Here is a 15,366-nt window from a genome sequence, read left to right on the forward strand (position 1 = left end):
CATCCCTGCAACGACGCACGAGAGAGACCATGCGCCGCATCCTGCTCGCCACCGCGTTCGCTGCTGCGGTTCCCGTGGCGCATGCCGCCGACCTGACCCGCGCCGTCGAGATCGTCGAGGGCAAGTGCTTCGTTTGCCACGGGCTGGAGGGCGAGAGCTCCAGCCCGGTGTTCCCGCGCCTGGCTGGCCAGCACGCCGCCTACGTCGCGCGGCAGCTGGCCGACTACAAGTCGGGCCGGCGCAAGAACGACACCATGCAGTCCATGGTGTCGGACCTGTCGGCCGACGACTTCCGCCTGCTCGGCATGTATTTCGAGTCGAAGCCGACGCGCAAGCACGAAGTCGCCGACCCCGAGCTCGCGCAGATGGGCCGCTTCATCTACAACCGCGGCAATCCCTATTCGGGCGTGGCTGCCTGCGCCGACTGCCACGGCGCCGCCGGGCACGGCACCGACAAGCTGCCACGGCTGGGCGGGCAGCATGCCCAGTACGTGGAGAACCAGCTCAAGGCGTTCAGCAGACGCGAGCGCACCAACGACAACGCCGTGATGCACACGATCGCCTCCAAGCTCAGCGAACTGGAGCTGAAGGCGGTGTCGAGCTACGTCAGCGGACTGCAATAGCCTGCACGGTGCCGGCCAAGACAAAGGGCCTGCGCAGCAGGCCCCTGTCGTTGGCCGGCGCTGGCTGCGATCACGCCAGCATGTCGCCCCAGATGTTGTCGGCCCAGGACAGCGCGTAGCGGGCTTCCACCTGGTTGGCCGCGGCGGATACGCCGCCCGCGCCCTTCGCCGGCAGGAAGGTCTTCTGCTCGGCGTCGTACTGGTGCACCGAGGCAACGTGGACGACGTCGCGCGCTGTCACGAAGCTGTAGCAGGTGTTCATCACCACCGGCGCGCCGTTGACCGCCTCGCCCTTGAGCAGCTGGATGATGGCCGCCGCCGCCACCTTGGCCTGCTGGTTGGCCATGTGGCCGGACTTGGGCATGGTCGGCGCCGGAAAGGTCGCGTCGCCGAGCACGTGCACGCCGGGCAGCGCGGTCGACTCCATCGTCAGCCAGTTCACGCCGGCCCAGCGGTTGTTGACGTTGACCAGCCCGGCCGCACGCGCCAGGTCGCCGGCGCGCTGCGGCGGGATGACGTTGAGCACGTCGGCCTTGACGTCCTCGAACTCCAGCTTGGCGCTGCCGCTGGCGGCATCGACCTCCTTGAGCTCGGCGTTCGGGCGGTACTCCAGGATGCCGTCGTAGTGCTGCTTGAAGGCCTTCTCGAACAGGCCCTTCTTCGACGTGATATCGGGGTTGGCGTCGAGCACCAGCAGCTTGGATTTCGGCTTGGCCTGCTTCAGGTAGGAAGCGACCATGCAGGCGCGCTCGTAGGGCCCGGGCGGGCAGCGGTACGGCGCCTTCGGGATGGAGATCGCAAACACGCCGCCGTCGCGCATGGACTCGAGCTGCTGGCGCAGCGCGACGGTTTGCGCGCCGGCCTTCCAGCTGTGCAGGAACTTCGCCTGCGCGGCCGGCGTGCCGAGGCCGGCCACGGCTTCGGTCATGAAGTCGATGCCGGGCGACACCACCAAGCGATCGTAGGTCAGCGTGCTGCCGTCGGCCAGGCGCACCTTCTTGCCGGCGGCGTCGATCGCCGTCACCTCGCCCTGCACGACTTTCACGCCCATGGCCTTCAGGCCGCCGTAGCCACGCGTGATGTCGCCGATCTGCTTGTAGCCGCCGATCACCAGGTTGGAAATCGGGCAGGAGACGAAGCTGGCATTGCGCTCCACCAGCGTGACGTCCACGTTGCCACCCCACATCTTGAGATAGCGCGCCGCGGTGGCGCCACCGAAGCCGCCGCCGACCACGACCACGCGGCCGATCGACGGGCCCGAGGCGGTGGTGGCGCAACCGGACAAGGCCAGGCCGCCAAACGCGGCCGAAGCGCCGAGCAGGCGCCGACGGGAGAACAGGGCTTGATTCATCGTGCGGCTCCTCACTGGGCGGGCTTCTGGGCAGCGAAGTAATTCGCGATGAGCTTCAACTGCTCGTCGGTGTAGCCCTTGGAGATCTGGTGCATGATCGTCGCCGGCTGGGCGCCGCTCTTGAAGTCGGCAATCAGCGCAAGAATCTTCTCGGCCGAGACGCCGGCCAGCGGCTTGACTTCCTTGCCGCGGGCGTTGCCGTTCGTGCCGTGGCAATTGGCGCAGGTGGCGGCGAGGTTGCGCGCCAGGTTCGGGTCCTGGCCCTGCGCGTGGGCCCAGGGTGCGGCCAGCGCCAGCACAGCGGCGGCCAGGGTGCGGCAGACATGCATTGTCGGTCTCCTCGGCGTTGGTATGCGGCCATTGTGGACCAAGGTAACCCCTGGCGCCTCCGGGTTTATGCACTTGCCAACCGGTGTTCGGAGGCCTTCCAATATCAGTCAATGCGAATGAACTGGTGCTTATCGAAGGAGCTGATCCTGAAGACTTTCGGCGCGCTGCTGCTGGGCGCGCTGCTCGGCGATGCCGCACTCGCGCAGGACAGCCCGGTGCCGGTGCCGGTGCCGGTTGCACCCGGAGCGTGGATGGTGCAGGGCAGTTCCGCCCTCGGCTCGTCGGCGAACCGCAACTTCATCTCCAATGCCGCGTTCGTGGTGACCCAGGACGGGGTGGTGGTGATCGATGCGCTCGGCTCACCCCCACTGGCCGAAGAGCTGCTCGCGCAGATCCGCCGCATCACGCCGCTGCCGGTGCGTCACGTGATCGTCACCCATTACCACGCCGACCACATCTACGGCCTGCAGGCATTCAAGGCGGCCGGTGCCACGGTGATCGCCCACCGCGCTGCGGGCACCTACCTCAACTCGGAGACCGCGGCACAGCGGCTGAAGGCCAGCCGCGAGGATCTGTTTCCCTGGATCGACGAGAACACCCGGCTCGTGCCGGCCGACCGCTGGGTCGACGGGCCCGTGACGCTCACGCTCGGCGGCACCGAGTTCCGCCTGCAGCCCGTCGGACCTTCGCACACGCCGGAGGACATGGTGGTCTATGTGCCCCAGCTGCGCACGCTGTTCGCCGGCGACCTGGTGTTCCGTGGCCGCGTGCCCTACGTCGGGCAGGCCGACAGCGGGCACTGGGTTGCCGCGCTCGACACGTTGCTGTCCTACGAGATCGACTTGGTCGTGCCCGGCCACGGACCGGCCTCGACGAGCGCACGCGCCGACCTCGAGATGACGCGCGACTACCTCGTCCACCTGCGTCGGACGATGGGCGAGGCGGCGCGTAACATGGAGCCCTTCGAGGAGGCGTACGCGAATGCGGACTGGTCGCGCTTCGACAAGCTGCCGCTGTTCCGTGCCGCCAACCGCATCAACGCCTACAACACCTACCTGCAGATGGAGCACGAGGCGCGATGACGCTGAAGCGCCGCACGCTGTTGGCGAGCCTGGCTGCCGCTGCCGCCGCGCCGGTCGCGGCCATCCCCGCGGCGCCGGGCGAGGCTGTGCGCTGGCCCGAGGTGACATTGCTCGACGGCTCGCCCTGGACACCGGTGCCCGAGCGCGCCAAGGTGGTGGTGTTCTGGTCGGTGAGCTGTCCCTTCTGCAAGCGCCACAACGCGCACATCGACAGGCTCTACCGCGCCACCGCCGACGGCGGGCCGCAGGTGCTCACTGTCTCGCGCGACCGAGACGCGGCTGCGGTGCGGCGCTACCTCGCTGCCAACGGCTATGCGTTCCCGGTCAGCCTGGACCACGACGCGCTGGCTGCCGCGCTGGCGTCTCGGCGCATCATTCCGCTGACGCTGCTGATCGATCGCAAGGGGCGCCTCAAGCAGGCCGTGCCCGGCGAGATGTTCGAGGAAGACGTGATGGAACTGCTCAGGCTCGCCTGAGCACCGCACCGGGAGCCCGCCATGAAGCCTCTCGCCACCCTGCTTGCCGCGCTCGCCCTGCCGGCCGCAGCCTTCGCCCAGGGCACGCCGATCTACAAGGATGCCGACCTGTCCTTGGGCGAGAAGCTGATCGCCGAGCACAAGTGCACCGCCTGCCATGTGCGCAGGGTCGGTGGCGACGGCAGCGCGATCTACAAGCCTCGCGGACGCATCAGCAATGCCGGGGCACTGCGCGGCATGGTCGAGTACTGCAACACCGAGCTGAACCTCGGCATGTTCCCGGAGGAAGTCACCTCGGTGGCGGCGGTGCTCGACCGCGACCACTACCATTTCGAGCGCAAACGCTAGACTTTCAGGCATGAGCGACTCCGTTTCCACGAGCGCAACGAACGCCGAGGCCGAGGCCGACGAGGTATTCGAGTCCGCCGCCGAGTTGTTCTCGCTGCTGTCCACGCCGATCCGGCTGAAGCTGCTCTCGGCGCTGTGCAACGGCGAGCGCAACGTGTCGGAACTGCTGCAGCAGATCGACACCACGCAGCCCAATCTTTCCCAGCACCTGGGTACCCTGTACCGCGCGCAGATCCTCGGCCGGCGGCGCGAGGGGACGCAGATCTACTACCGCATCGCCAACCAGCGCGCGGTGACGCTGTGCCGCGCGGTCTGCACGCAAATGGCACTGGAGATGGACGGCGAGGCCGACCTGCCCGACGCGGAACGGCTGCTGCCCGCGCGCCGCCGGCCGGCCTGAGTTGCATCGCCAGTCGCGGTGTCCCCGCGCGCTCGCGGGGCTGCGCCGCCGCGCGGGCGGGCGCACAATGCCGCGTTGCCGTTCGTGCCCCTGGTGAGATGAGCGCCCACTTACCCCGCATCGCGCGCCTGCCGGCGAGTCTGCTGCTGGCCGCATCGCTCGCGCCCGGCCCGGCTGCCGCCGCGTCGGCCGAACAGGTGGTCGGCGGCATCGAGGCGGTGGTGTTCGTCTGCACACCGATCGATGCCAACAGCGTCAAACCGGGGCTGCTGATGCTGCAACGCGCCGTCGAACAGCGAAAACTCGACCTCGTCGCGATCCGCCGCACCGACGCCTACCGCAATACCTACAACTCCGAAGTGAACCGGCTGCTCTCGCTGCCGCAGCGCGAGCGCGCTGCGGCCTGCCAGGCCGCCTGGTAGGGGACGTACCCTCCACCCGAAGCGCGGGATTGTGGCCGCCGGCAGCGCTCGCGACCATGCGGAGAACTGCACTCGCATCGAAGTCCCATGCCCGCCGCACCCGACCCCCATCCGCCGCGCAAGCTCACGCCGGCCGAGGCGCAGGAGCTGCGCTGGCACGAGCTGCTGCAACGCCTGCAGACGCTGAACGCCCAGCTCGAGTATCTGAAGCTGATGATGAAGCTCGGCGTGCGCTGACGCAGCGCCGACCCGACGCGCGGCAGCGGCGCGACTACACGCCCGTGAGAACTCGCAGGTGCGCAGCCACGCTGCGTGCCAGCGCACTGAGGTTGTAGCCGCCTTCCAGGCAGGAGACGATGCGGCCCCGGGCGTGACGTTCGGCCACTGCCTTGATGCGCAACGTGATCCATTCATAGTCCGCCTCGACCAGGCCAAGCTGGCCGAGGTCGTCCTCGCGGTGCGCGTCGAAACCGGCCGAGATGAAGATCATCTCCGGGCGGAAGGCTTCGAGTGCCGGCATCCAGTTCGCCTCGATCAGTTCGCGCAACTCGCCACCGCGGGTGTACGGCGGAATCGGCAGGTTGACCATGTTCGTGCCCTTGGGCACCGCGCCGCTGTAGGGGTACAGCGGGTGCTGGAAGAAGCTCACCATCAGCACGCGCTCGTCACCGGCGAGGATGTCCTCGGTACCGTTGCCGTGGTGCACGTCGAAGTCGATCACCGCCACGCGCCGCAGGCCGCGCACGTCCAGCGCGTGGCGCGCCGCCACTGCCACGTTGTTGAAGAAGCAGAAGCCCATCGCCTCGTCGCGCGTGGCGTGGTGGCCGGGCGGGCGCACCGCGCAGAAGGCGTTCTCCGCCCGGCCGTCGATCACCGCATCGGTGGCCGCCACGGCGGCACCGGCGGCGCGCAGCGCGGCCTTCCAGGTGCCGGGGTTGGCGGCGGTGTCGGGATCGAGCGCCTTGGACTGGCCGCTTGTCTCGACCTGCTCGAGCACCTCGCGCAATTCGGCCACGTAGTGGTGGGTGTGGGCCAGCTCCACGTCCTTCAGGTCGACCAGCGGCGCGTCGTGGCGCGTCAGCGCGATGTCCAGCCCGGTGGCGATGAGGTGGTCGTCGATCGCGTCCAGCCGTTGCGGGCACTCCGGGTGGCCGTGGCCCATGTCGTGGCGCCGGCAGTCGGGGTGGCTGAAGAACGCTGTGCTCATGTCTCCGGGTTTTCGCGATTCGGTTATGGTTTGATCATGAACTCAGCCCTCGCCGATCAGATCGACCGACTTATTGACCAGATTAGCACGATCATCGTCGGCAAAAGGCCGCAGATCGAGGACTGCGTCGCTTGCCTGCTCGCAGGCGGCCACCTGCTCATCGAGGATGTGCCGGGGGTCGGCAAAACCACGCTGGCGCATGCGCTCGCGGTGTCGCTGGGTCTGCGTTTCTCCCGAACCCAGTTCACCGCCGACCTGATGCCGTCCGATCTGATCGGGGTCAGTGTCTACGAGCGCAGCAAGGAGGCATTTGTCTTTCATCAAGGGCCGGTTTTCGCCCAGGTGCTGCTCGCCGACGAGATCAACCGCGCCGGCCCGAAGACGCAGAGCGCGCTGCTCGAGGCGATGGAGGAGCATCAGGTCAGCGTCGAGGGAGAAACGCGGGCGCTGCCCGAACCATTCTTCGTGATCGCCACGCAGAACCCGACGGACCAGCTCGGCACCTACCCGCTGCCCGAGTCGCAACTCGACCGGTTCCTCATGTGCATCACCCTCGGCTACCCCGACGCCAGGAGCGAGCGTGCGCTGCTCGCCGGACAGGACCGGCGCGAGGCGATCCACGCGCTGAACGCGGTGATGACGCCGTCCGATTTGCTGGCGGCGCAGAAGGTGGTACAGGCGGTGCATGCCTCCGAGGCGCTGCTCGACTACCTGCAGGCGCTGATCGCCGCGACGCGCTCGGGGCGATGGTTCGTCGAGGGCCTGTCGCCGCGCGCCGGCATCGCGCTGCTGCGCGCCGCCAAAGCACGCGCACTGATCAACCGGCGCGACTACGTGGCACCCGACGACGTGCAGGCCGTGCTGCCGCAGGCGGTGGCGCACCGCCTCGTGCCGGTGGCCGGCGCCGGCCGCGGTCGCGTCGAGCAGGTGCGCGCGATGATCGACGCGGTGCCGGTGCCGTGACCGCGACGACGCTGCGCCGCCGGGGCCGGTCCCCCATCGCGCAGGCCACGCGCGAGCGCTTCCGCGACTGGTGGCAGGCGCGCGTGCCGCGCAGCGACACGCTGCTGCTCACCCAGCGCAACATCTACATCCTGCCCACGCCCGCCGGGCTGATGTTCGCCGCCACGCTGGTCGTGCTGCTGCTCGCCTCGATCAACTACCAGCTCAACCTCGGCTACGTGCTGACCTTTCTGCTCGCCGGCAGCGGCGTAGTGTCCATGCACGTCACGCACAACACGCTGCGCACACTGACGCTGCGCCTGCGCACGCCGGCAGCGGTGTTCGCCGGCGAACCGGCGCTGCTGGAGGCGGTGCTCACCAGCCCCGACGATGCCCGTTTCGGCATCGGCCTCAAGCTCGCCGATGCCGACAACTCGACGCTGACCTGGATCGACGTACCGGCGCAGGGCCAGGCGAGCGCACAAGTGAGCTTCGTGCCCGCGCAGCGCGGCCTGCACGTGCTGCCCACGCTGAGCATCGAAACGCGCTTCCCGCTCGGCCTGTTCCGCGCCTGGGCGATCTGGCGGCCAGCCTCGCAGTTGCTCGTCTTTCCTGCCCCGGAGCGGCCGGGCGCGCCGCTTCCGCCCGCGCGTGCAGTGTCGGGCGGCATGGCCCGAGGCCGTTCGACCCAGGGCGGTGAAGTGGAGGGCGTGCGCAGCTACCGGCGCGGCGACCCGCTCAAGCTGGTGTACTGGAAGAAGGCCGCCAAGACACTGGCCAGCGGCGGCGACCTGGTCAGCCGTGACACCGCCAGTGCAGTGCACCAGCAGCTTTGGCTGGACTGGCAGGCGTGCGCGGGGCTCGACCCCGAGGCACGCCTGTCGCGCCTCGCAGCGTGGGTGGTGGCCGCGCAGCGCGCCGGCGCCGAATACGGCCTGGGACTGCCCGGCCGCAGCATCGAGCCCGGTGAGGGCGAGGCGCACCGGCGCCGCTGCCTGGAGGCACTCGCGCTGTGGCGCTGAGCCTGCCCCGCGGTCCGGGCTGGCGCCTGCCTCGCTGGCCGGGTTGGTCGTCGCTGCCGCGCGAAGGTCGCGACACGCTGTTCCTGCTCGGCGTGATCGCCTGGACGGTGCTGCCGCACGTCGCCCACCTGCCGGTCTGGTGCATCGCGCTGACCACCGTGGTGCTGGCGTGGCGCGCCGCACTGGCGATCGGCAACGGCACGCTGCCGAGCCGCTGGCTGCTCGTCGCCGTGCTGGCAGTGGCCGCCGGGCTGACCTTCTTGAGCTTCCGCACCCTGCTCGGCCGCGAGCCCGGCGTCACCATGGCGGTGGTGCTGATGGCGCTGAAGACGCTGGAACTGCGCGCCCGGCGCGACGCCTTCGTGGTGTTCTTCCTCGGCTTCTTCCTCGTGCTGACGCATTTCCTCTACTCGCAGTCGCTGGGCGTCGCCGCCGCGATGCTGGTGTCGGTGTGGGGCCTGCTCACCGCGCTCGTGCTCGCCCACATGCCGGTGGGCCAACCGAGCCTGAAGCAGGCGGCGCGGCTGGCCGCGCGCACCGCGCTGTTCGGCGCGCCGATCATGCTGCTGCTGTTCCTGCTCTTTCCCCGCATCGGGCCGTTGTGGGGCGTGCCCAAGGACGGGCTGTCGAGCACCGGCCTGTCGGACCGCATGCGCATGGGAACGGTGGCCGAGCTCGCGCTGGACGATCGCGTGGCGCTGCGCATCCGCTTCGACGGCACCGCCCCGTCCCCGGAGAGCCTGTACTTCCGCGGGCCGGTGCTGGCGCGCTTCGACGGCACCGAGTGGCGCACTCTGGTGCCCCGCTTCCCGCCACGGCTGCAGCCGCAGGCGGAGCTGCGCGTGAGCGGAGCGCCGCTGCGCTACGAGATGACGCTTGAGCCGCTGCGCCTGCCGACGCTGCCTCTGCTCGAGGCCAGTCCGTCGGAGCCGCAGATCGAGGGCTACAGCACGCGCAGCACGGCCGATCTGCAATGGCTGGTGAACCGTCCGCTGATCGAGCGGCTGCGCTTCCGCGCCGAGGCGCACCTGCGCTTCGAGCATGGCCCGCGCGAGCCGGTGCTCGGGCTGCAGGACTTCCTCGACCTGCCGCCCGGCTTCAACCCGCGCACGCTGGAATGGGCCGCCGCGCTGCGCCGCGATCCGGCCTACGCGAATGCCGGCGCGCGCGAGCTGGCGCAGCGCGTCATGCGCCACATCCGCGAAGGCGGCTACACCTACACGCTGGCGCCGGGAGAGTACGGCGACAACGCGATCGACGAGTTCTGGCTGGACCGCAAGGAGGGTTTCTGCGAGCACTTCGCCGCCGCCTTCGTGGTGGTGATGCGCGCGCTCGACGTGCCGGCGCGCATCGTCACCGGCTACCAGGGCGCCGACTCGCTGCCCGTGGACGGCTACTACGTGGTGCGGCAGAGCGCCGCCCACGCCTGGGCCGAGTACTGGCAGGCCGGCAAGGGCTGGGTGCGTGCCGACCCGACCGCCGCGGTGGCCCCCGACCGCATCACGCGCAGCCTGCGCCTGGCGCCCGCACCCGGCCTCGTCGCCGGCGCGCTGCAGGCGGTCAATCCCGCCCTGTTGCAGCAGCTGCGCGAGGGCTGGGAGGTGCTGAACAACCGCTGGAACCAGTGGGTGCTCAATTACTCGCGCGGCCAGCAGTTCGACCTGCTCAAGGACATCGGCTTCGACGCGCCCGACTGGCAGACCCTGGCCAAGCTGCTCGTCATCGCCCTGAGCACGCTGGCGCTGGGCGCCGCCGCTTGGGCATGGTGGGACCGCCACCGAGTCGATCCCTGGGCGCGCCAGCGCGAGACGCTGCTGCGCACGTTGCGCAAGCTTGGCGTCGACGCCGCGGCGCAGGACGCGCCCGGCACACTGGCCGGACGCGTGCGCGAACGGCATGGCGCTGCCGGCGAACCGCTCGCTGCGCTGCTCGACACGCTGCAGGCGCAGCGCTACGGCCGCGAGGCGCGCCGCCACCCCGACCCTGCCCTGACCCGAACCTTCGTGGCCGCCGCGCGCGGCCTGCCTTCCGCACGATGACCGCTCCGTTCCGACCTCCCGCGCGCCGCATCGCCCTGACCGCGCTCGGCGCCTTGACGCTGGCACTGGCCTGGCCGGCCCGGGCGCTGGCCACCACGGGACCACGAGGCGCCGACGACGAGGCGGCCGAACCGGCGAGCTACGGCCTGCGCGAGGACGTCATGCGCTTTGCCGACGAAGTGGCGCAGCGCCAGGGCTTCGATGCGGCATGGACGCGCGAGTCGCTGGCGCGCGCGCGCTTCGTGCCGGCCGTGGCACGGCTGATCATGCCGCCACCCGCCAGCGTGGCGAAGGACTGGGCCGCCTACCGCCGCCGCTTCGTCGAGCCGACGCGCATCCGCGCCGGACTCGAGTTCTGGCGTGACAACGAGCGCTGGCTGCAGCTTGCGCAAGAGCGCTGGGGTGTGCCGCCCGCCATCGTCGTGGGCATCGTCGGCGTGGAGACCATCTACGGCCGCCGCACCGGCAGCTTCCGCGTGCTCGACGCATTGGCCACCCTGTCCTTCGACTTCCCCAGCGGCCGCCGCGACCGTACGCCGTTCTTCCGCAGCGAACTGGAGAGCTTCCTGCTGTATTGCCGGCAGGAATCGCTCGATCCGACCGAGCCGCTGGGAAGCTACGCCGGCGCGATGGGCCTGCCGCAGTTCATGCCCTCGAGCCTGCTGCGCTACGGCATCGACTTCGACGAGGACGGCCATGTCGACCTGCACCGCAGTCCGGCCGACGTGGTCGGCAGCGTCGCGCACTATCTCGCGCAATTCGGCTGGGAGCGCGACGTGCCCACGCATTTCGGCGTCACCGCGCCGGTGGAGTTGCGCGACCGCGCGCCGCTGCTCGTGCCCGACATCGTGCCCACCTTTCATCGCGACGAGTTCGCGCAGCGCGGCGCGCTGCTCGACGAGGCGGGCCGCCGCTGGGACGGCAAGCTCGCGCTGATCGAGCTGGCCAACGGCGACGCCACGCCCAGCTACGTGGCCGGCACGCACAACTTCTATGCCATCACGCGCTACAACTGGTCGAGCTATTACGCGATGGCAGTGATCGAGCTCGGCGAGGCGATCCGCCACCAGCGCCCCTGAAGCTGCGGCGCATGAACCATGAACTGACGCTGATCACCACCATCGCCGCGGCACTCGGGCTGGCGCTGTTGCTCGGCTTCGTCGCCGCACGGCTGAAGCTGCCGGCGCTGGTGGGCTACCTCGCCGCAGGCATCCTCATCGGACCGTTCACCCCCGGCTTCGTCGCTGACGGCGGCCTCGCCGCGCAACTGGCCGAGATCGGCGTGATGCTGCTGATGTTCGGCGTCGGGCTGCACTTCTCGCTCGACGACCTGATGGCAGTGAAGCGCATCGCCGTGCCCGGCGCCGTGGTGCAGATGGTGGCGGCGACCGCGATGGGCGCGGCGATGGCCGGCTTCTGGGGCTGGGACCGCGGCGCCGCGCTGGTCTTCGGCATCGCGCTGTCGGTGGCCAGCACGGTGGTGCTGCTCAGGGCGCTGGAGGCCAGGGGCGTGATTCAGACGGTCAACGGCCGCATCGCGGTGGGCTGGCTGGTGGTCGAGGATCTGGCCATGGTGCTGGTGCTGGTGCTGCTGCCCGCGCTCGCACCGATGCTGCGCGCCGACGCGGCGGGCGGCATCGGCGCGGGCGCCCCGGGAGGCGAGCTCTGGCTCGCGCTCGGCCGCACGCTGCTGCAGGTGGCGGCCTTCGTTGCGCTGATGCTGGTGGTCGGCCGGCGTGTCCTGCCCTGGCTGCTCTGGCAGGTCACCAGGACCGGCTCGCGCGAGCTGTTCACGCTGTGCGTGGTCTCCACCGCCGTGACCATCGCCTACGGCTCGGCAGCGCTATTCGGGGTGTCCTTCGCGCTCGGCGCCTTCTTTGCCGGCATGGTGCTGCGCGGTTCCGAGTTCAGCCATCGCGCCGCCGAGGAGTCGCTGCCGCTGCGCGACGCCTTCGCGGTTCTGTTCTTCGTCTCGGTCGGCATGCTGTTCGACCCGCGGGTGATCGTCGAGCGGCCACTGCAGGTGATCGGCGTGGTGGCCATCATCGTGGTCGGCAAGTCGCTGGCCGCCGGCGCGCTGGTGCTGCTGCTGCGCTATCCGCTGAACACCGCGCTGACCGTCTCGGCGAGCCTGGCGCAGATCGGCGAGTTCTCCTTCATCCTCGCCGCGCTGGGCGTGTCGCTGCAATTGCTGCCGCCGGAGGGCCAGAGTCTGATCGTCGCCGGCGCGCTGATCTCGATCGCGCTGAACCCGCTGACCTTCTCGATCGTCGAGCCGATCGAGCGCTGGATCCTGGCGCGCTCGGCGCTGGCGCGGCGCGTCGCCCAGCGCGACGACCCGCTTGCCGAGCTGCCTGCGTCCACCGAGGAGCGCTACCTCGCCCGCCAGGTGGTGCTGGTAGGTCACGGCCGCGTCGGCCAGCGCATCTTGCACGCTCTGCGCGAGGCCGGCATCGCCTGCGTGGTGGTGGACGAGAACCGCGAGCGCGTCGAGGCCCTGCGCGCGCAGGGCCTGCCGGCGGTGCTCGGCGACGCCGCCGAGCCGGCGGTGCTCATCCAGGCGCACATCGCCGAGGCCGCGCTTCTCGTCATCGCCGTGCCCGATTCGCTGGGCGCGCGCCGGATGATCGAGACGGCGCGCACACTCAACCCGCAGGTGCAGGTGGCGGTGCGCTCGCACAACGAGGACGAGGCGCGGTGGCTGGAATCCGAGGGCGGCGCGCGCGTCTTCGTCGGCGAGGAGGAACTCGCCCAATCCATGCTGCGCCACGCACTCGCTACCATGCAGTCCATACCGAGAACAAACACGCCCCGGGGAGGCTCATCGCCAATGCGAGGAAGCCCATGAAAGTAAGAGACGTCGTCATCTTCTCGGGCGAGCGCTTCGAGGTGCCGCAGGGCATCCAGCGCATCGATCACCGGGCCACCCATGGCTGGCAGCTGCGCTACGGCGGCACCAAACTGTTCTCCGACCATTCCAGCGACGGCAGCGGTGCGCGAGCCGCGCTGGAGGCGGCCACTCGGGAGCTGATGCGGCGCATCGCGCGCCTGCCGGCGCCGTCGCGGTTGCAGCGCGCGCCCAGCGGCAACAAGGCCTCCGGCCTGCCGGTGGGCATCTCCGGACCGGTCGTGCGGCAGCGCCCTGGTGCGCGCGTGCGCGACTGCAGCCTGTCGATCTCGCTGCCGCGCTTCGGCGACGCGCCGCGGCGCAGCAGCGTCTTCATCGGCACCGAGAACACCTACTCCGAGGAACGCTACCTGGCCGCGCTGGCCAAGGCCATAGGCCTGCGCGAACGAGCCGAGGCGGCCTACCAGCGCGCGGCCACGCGGGCCAAGCGCGCCGAGGCACAGGAGATGCTCCGGAGCCGCCCTGCGCGGCGGCGCGCGAAGGCCTAGCGCCGGTCGGGGCCCTGCACAGCCCGTGGCGGGCAGGGTGCTGGGTTCGCAGCCATGGTCGAGCCGACGCGCCCGCGGCGGCGCCGAACCGCCTCACCCGTCGCCGACGGTGCGCCGCCGCGGCCTCAGCGCCCGGCCGCGCGGGCGCGCTGCGTGGCCGTCCACAGCGCCTGGCACTGCTGCTCGAGCGGGCTCGAACTCGCGGCGGCGGCAGGCTGGGCGGCATCGGCGAGCGCGGTGCGGCGCGCCTTTTGGTAGGAGGGGCTGCGCCTCAGTTCGGCAAGCCTGGCCCGCGCTCCGTCGTCGGCCTTGACGCGGTAGGCGGCCAGGTAGGCCTCGTCGCGGTAGCCCTTCATGTGCGCGAACCGGGCCTCGCAGCGCGCGTAGCCGACGTCGAAGCGGGCCACGCCGGGGGCGTCGAACGACGCCGCCTGCCCCGCCAGCGGCGCCAGCAGGGCGACGCGGAACAGTACCCGGATCATGCCGCCGCCGATGCGGCCGGTGCGGCCGGCGACACGCAGCCGCGCGCCTGGCCCACGCCCTTGAGGTAGGAGCGCCGCACCGTGCCGGCGGTGATGGCGGCGGCGACCTCCTTCGAGTAGCGCTCGGCGCCGCTGAGCTTGCGCACCCAGCTGCGAAAGGGGATGACGCCCTCCGCGGCGCCGCGAAGGGCGCCGACCGCGGCATCGCCGACCGCCGTGCCGCCGCGCTCGATCAGGCTCGGCCGGGACGCCGAGGGCGGCACGTCGAGGTCGGCGCCGAGCACCGTCTCGAGCTGCATCACCTCGTCGGCGACCGCCGCGCAACCGGCGTCGGGCTGCCGGTAGGGCGCCTTCTGCGCCGCCACGAGCGCCAGGGGGATCTCCGCCTTGACGAGGTTGAGATCCGAGAGCGGTGTGGTCGCGGCGTCGGTGACGCTCGCGCCGCCCGCGGGCGAAGAGGCATCCTTCTGCACCGCGCAGGCGGCGAGCAGCAGGGAAAGCACGCTGACAAGCCATCTCATGGCGGCGCAGGATAGCAGCCGGCCACCCCCCTAACCCCGCAAACGAGTGGTCGTGACACCGTGGTTGCAGGGTCCTTCGCCGCAAGAATGCGTCCATGAGCACCCGAACCGACCGGCACGGGCCCGCGACGCCCCCGGCGCGCGACGAGCCGTCGTGGGCGCACGCGTCCGGCTGGGCGCAACTGTCGGGCTCGCGGCAGACGGTGTCCTGCGTGCTGCCCTGCCGCGACAAGGCGCGCACGCTGTCCAAGCTGCTGCCCATCCTGAGCGACACGCTGACCGAATGCGGCTACCCCTGGGAGCTGATCGTCGTCGATTGCGGCAGTGTGGACGGCACCGATGCGCTGATGCTGGCCTGGACCGAGCTCCCTGGCTTCCGCGTCCTGCCGCTGGCCGCCAGCACGCGGCCCGCGCAGGCGGTGGAGGCGGGCATCTTGGCCGCCCGCGGCGACGCGGTGATCCTGCTCGATCCGGCGCTGCCGCACACGCCCGAGCTGATCCCGCAGATGATCCTGCGCTGGGAGTCGGACGCGCGGCTGGTCTATGCCCACCATGAGCCCTCCGGCACCAGCGCATTGCGCCAGTGGGACGACGCGCGGATGGAGCACGAGACGGCGCAGCCCGACCTGACCCTGCCGCCGGAGTGCATGGAGCTCGGCCTGCTCGACCGCCGCCTGGTCGACTGGCTGGTACAGGCAGGCTGAGGCGACGACACCTGCATGGAG

The 15,366-nt window shown here is 70.7% G+C and carries 19 protein-coding genes; 14 read left to right on the forward strand and 5 right to left on the reverse strand.

Annotation, left to right across the window (positions count from 1 at the left end; all coding sequences use genetic code 11):
- Positions 1-29: 29 nt before the first annotated feature.
- A complete protein-coding gene (locus Q0599_RS04095) occupies positions 30-623 on the forward strand; it encodes a c-type cytochrome (RefSeq protein WP_298826114.1) in 594 nt (197 codons plus the stop codon).
- Between the two features lie 70 nt (positions 624-693).
- Here the strand turns inward: Q0599_RS04095 and Q0599_RS04100 are convergent, their stop codons facing one another.
- Entirely contained in the window at positions 694-1,974 is a 1,281-nt protein-coding gene (locus tag Q0599_RS04100) for an NAD(P)/FAD-dependent oxidoreductase (RefSeq protein ID WP_298826118.1), read from the reverse strand.
- Between the two features lie 11 nt (positions 1,975-1,985).
- On the reverse strand, positions 1,986-2,303 hold the full coding sequence (locus Q0599_RS04105; RefSeq protein WP_298826120.1) for a c-type cytochrome: 318 nt from the start codon (positions 2,301-2,303) through the stop codon (positions 1,986-1,988).
- 252 nt (positions 2,304-2,555) lie between these two features.
- On the opposite strand from Q0599_RS04105, the gene Q0599_RS04110 reads away from it, so the two are divergent.
- The 6 genes from Q0599_RS04110 to Q0599_RS04135 all read left to right on the forward strand — a co-directional run bounded on the left by Q0599_RS04110 (position 2,556) and on the right by Q0599_RS04135 (position 5,269).
- Positions 2,556-3,386 carry an MBL fold metallo-hydrolase gene (locus tag Q0599_RS04110; protein WP_298826477.1) on the forward strand — a complete coding sequence of 277 codons (831 nt, stop codon included), beginning with the start codon at positions 2,556-2,558 and terminating at the stop codon, positions 3,384-3,386.
- Positions 3,383-3,862, forward strand: a complete 480-nt coding sequence (locus tag Q0599_RS04115) for a TlpA disulfide reductase family protein (RefSeq protein ID WP_298826122.1) — start codon at positions 3,383-3,385, stop codon at positions 3,860-3,862. Before Q0599_RS04110 ends, Q0599_RS04115 begins: the two co-directional genes overlap by 4 nt.
- A gap of 21 nt (positions 3,863-3,883) precedes the next feature.
- On the forward strand, positions 3,884-4,210 hold the full coding sequence (locus tag Q0599_RS04120; RefSeq protein WP_298826124.1) for a hypothetical protein: 327 nt from the start codon (positions 3,884-3,886) through the stop codon (positions 4,208-4,210).
- Positions 4,211-4,220: 10 nt separating this feature from the next.
- Positions 4,221-4,610 (forward strand): metalloregulator ArsR/SmtB family transcription factor, encoded by a 390-nt coding sequence (locus Q0599_RS04125; protein WP_298826126.1) that lies wholly within the window; start codon positions 4,221-4,223, stop codon positions 4,608-4,610.
- Between the two features lie 98 nt (positions 4,611-4,708).
- Positions 4,709-5,032 carry a hypothetical protein gene (locus Q0599_RS04130; protein WP_298826127.1) on the forward strand — a complete coding sequence of 108 codons (324 nt, stop codon included), beginning with the start codon at positions 4,709-4,711 and terminating at the stop codon, positions 5,030-5,032.
- A gap of 87 nt (positions 5,033-5,119) precedes the next feature.
- A complete protein-coding gene (locus Q0599_RS04135; RefSeq protein ID WP_298826129.1) occupies positions 5,120-5,269 on the forward strand; it encodes a hypothetical protein in 150 nt (49 codons plus the stop codon).
- 34 nt (positions 5,270-5,303) lie between these two features.
- Here Q0599_RS04135 and Q0599_RS04140 read toward each other — a convergent pair whose 3' ends face one another.
- Complete coding sequence (locus tag Q0599_RS04140; RefSeq protein ID WP_298826133.1) at positions 5,304-6,239, reverse strand: histone deacetylase family protein; 936 nt, start codon at positions 6,237-6,239, stop codon at positions 5,304-5,306.
- A gap of 36 nt (positions 6,240-6,275) precedes the next feature.
- On the opposite strand from Q0599_RS04140, the gene Q0599_RS04145 reads away from it, so the two are divergent.
- The 6 genes from Q0599_RS04145 to Q0599_RS04170 are packed head-to-tail and all read left to right on the forward strand — an operon-like array spanning position 6,276 to position 13,638.
- Positions 6,276-7,202, forward strand: coding sequence for a MoxR family ATPase (locus Q0599_RS04145; protein ID WP_298826136.1), 927 nt, complete (start codon positions 6,276-6,278; stop codon positions 7,200-7,202).
- A complete protein-coding gene (locus Q0599_RS04150) occupies positions 7,199-8,203 on the forward strand; it encodes a DUF58 domain-containing protein (RefSeq protein WP_298826139.1) in 1,005 nt (334 codons plus the stop codon). The genes Q0599_RS04145 and Q0599_RS04150 overlap by 4 nt, the downstream gene beginning before the upstream one ends.
- Complete coding sequence (locus Q0599_RS04155; protein WP_298826142.1) at positions 8,194-10,242, forward strand: DUF3488 and transglutaminase-like domain-containing protein; 2,049 nt, start codon at positions 8,194-8,196, stop codon at positions 10,240-10,242. The genes Q0599_RS04150 and Q0599_RS04155 overlap by 10 nt, the downstream gene beginning before the upstream one ends.
- Positions 10,239-11,321: a lytic murein transglycosylase B gene (gene mltB, locus Q0599_RS04160; protein ID WP_298826145.1), complete on the forward strand. Its 1,083-nt coding sequence runs from the start codon at positions 10,239-10,241 to the stop codon at positions 11,319-11,321. Before Q0599_RS04155 ends, mltB begins: the two co-directional genes overlap by 4 nt.
- An 11-nt stretch (positions 11,322-11,332) precedes the next feature.
- Positions 11,333-13,090: a YbaL family putative K(+) efflux transporter gene (gene ybaL, locus Q0599_RS04165; RefSeq protein WP_298826148.1), complete on the forward strand. Its 1,758-nt coding sequence runs from the start codon at positions 11,333-11,335 to the stop codon at positions 13,088-13,090.
- Positions 13,087-13,638, forward strand: coding sequence for a hypothetical protein (locus Q0599_RS04170; RefSeq protein WP_298826151.1), 552 nt, complete (start codon positions 13,087-13,089; stop codon positions 13,636-13,638). Before ybaL ends, Q0599_RS04170 begins: the two co-directional genes overlap by 4 nt.
- Positions 13,639-13,763: 125 nt before the next feature.
- On the opposite strand, the gene Q0599_RS04175 is transcribed toward Q0599_RS04170, so the two are convergent.
- Together Q0599_RS04175 and Q0599_RS04180 are read right to left on the reverse strand one after the other, a co-directional pair.
- On the reverse strand, positions 13,764-14,120 hold the full coding sequence (locus Q0599_RS04175; RefSeq protein WP_298826153.1) for a hypothetical protein: 357 nt from the start codon (positions 14,118-14,120) through the stop codon (positions 13,764-13,766).
- Positions 14,117-14,641 (reverse strand): hypothetical protein, encoded by a 525-nt coding sequence (locus Q0599_RS04180; RefSeq protein ID WP_298826155.1) that lies wholly within the window; start codon positions 14,639-14,641, stop codon positions 14,117-14,119. The genes Q0599_RS04175 and Q0599_RS04180 overlap by 4 nt, the downstream gene beginning before the upstream one ends.
- 95 nt (positions 14,642-14,736) lie before the next feature.
- Between Q0599_RS04180 and Q0599_RS04185 the strand changes: the two genes are divergently transcribed.
- Positions 14,737-15,345: a glycosyltransferase gene (locus Q0599_RS04185; RefSeq protein ID WP_298826157.1), complete on the forward strand. Its 609-nt coding sequence runs from the start codon at positions 14,737-14,739 to the stop codon at positions 15,343-15,345.
- Positions 15,346-15,366: the final 21 nt, after the last annotated feature.

The sequence above is a fragment of the uncultured Piscinibacter sp. genome (genome assembly GCF_937952055.1).
In the GTDB taxonomy this organism is placed as follows: domain Bacteria; phylum Pseudomonadota; class Gammaproteobacteria; order Burkholderiales; family Burkholderiaceae_C; genus Piscinibacter.

Coding starts and splice junctions, on each gene's coding strand:
- Q0599_RS04170 (WP_298826151.1), top strand. CDS start 13,087: ATGAAAGTAAGAGACGTCGTCATCTTCTCGGGCGAGCGCTTCGAGGTG.
- Q0599_RS04175 (WP_298826153.1), bottom strand. CDS start 14,120: ATGATCCGGGTACTGTTCCGCGTCGCCCTGCTGGCGCCGCTGGCGGGG.
- Q0599_RS04100 (WP_298826118.1), bottom strand. CDS start 1,974: ATGAATCAAGCCCTGTTCTCCCGTCGGCGCCTGCTCGGCGCTTCGGCC.
- Q0599_RS04180 (WP_298826155.1), bottom strand. CDS start 14,641: ATGAGATGGCTTGTCAGCGTGCTTTCCCTGCTGCTCGCCGCCTGCGCG.
- Q0599_RS04110 (WP_298826477.1), top strand. CDS start 2,556: ATGGTGCAGGGCAGTTCCGCCCTCGGCTCGTCGGCGAACCGCAACTTC.
- Q0599_RS04130 (WP_298826127.1), top strand. CDS start 4,709: ATGAGCGCCCACTTACCCCGCATCGCGCGCCTGCCGGCGAGTCTGCTG.
- Q0599_RS04185 (WP_298826157.1), top strand. CDS start 14,737: ATGAGCACCCGAACCGACCGGCACGGGCCCGCGACGCCCCCGGCGCGC.
- Q0599_RS04120 (WP_298826124.1), top strand. CDS start 3,884: ATGAAGCCTCTCGCCACCCTGCTTGCCGCGCTCGCCCTGCCGGCCGCA.
- ybaL (WP_298826148.1), top strand. CDS start 11,333: ATGAACCATGAACTGACGCTGATCACCACCATCGCCGCGGCACTCGGG.
- mltB (WP_298826145.1), top strand. CDS start 10,239: ATGACCGCTCCGTTCCGACCTCCCGCGCGCCGCATCGCCCTGACCGCG.
- Q0599_RS04095 (WP_298826114.1), top strand. CDS start 30: ATGCGCCGCATCCTGCTCGCCACCGCGTTCGCTGCTGCGGTTCCCGTG.
- Q0599_RS04125 (WP_298826126.1), top strand. CDS start 4,221: ATGAGCGACTCCGTTTCCACGAGCGCAACGAACGCCGAGGCCGAGGCC.
- Q0599_RS04145 (WP_298826136.1), top strand. CDS start 6,276: ATGAACTCAGCCCTCGCCGATCAGATCGACCGACTTATTGACCAGATT.
- Q0599_RS04140 (WP_298826133.1), bottom strand. CDS start 6,239: ATGAGCACAGCGTTCTTCAGCCACCCCGACTGCCGGCGCCACGACATG.
- Q0599_RS04115 (WP_298826122.1), top strand. CDS start 3,383: ATGACGCTGAAGCGCCGCACGCTGTTGGCGAGCCTGGCTGCCGCTGCC.
- Q0599_RS04135 (WP_298826129.1), top strand. CDS start 5,120: ATGCCCGCCGCACCCGACCCCCATCCGCCGCGCAAGCTCACGCCGGCC.
- Q0599_RS04105 (WP_298826120.1), bottom strand. CDS start 2,303: ATGCATGTCTGCCGCACCCTGGCCGCCGCTGTGCTGGCGCTGGCCGCA.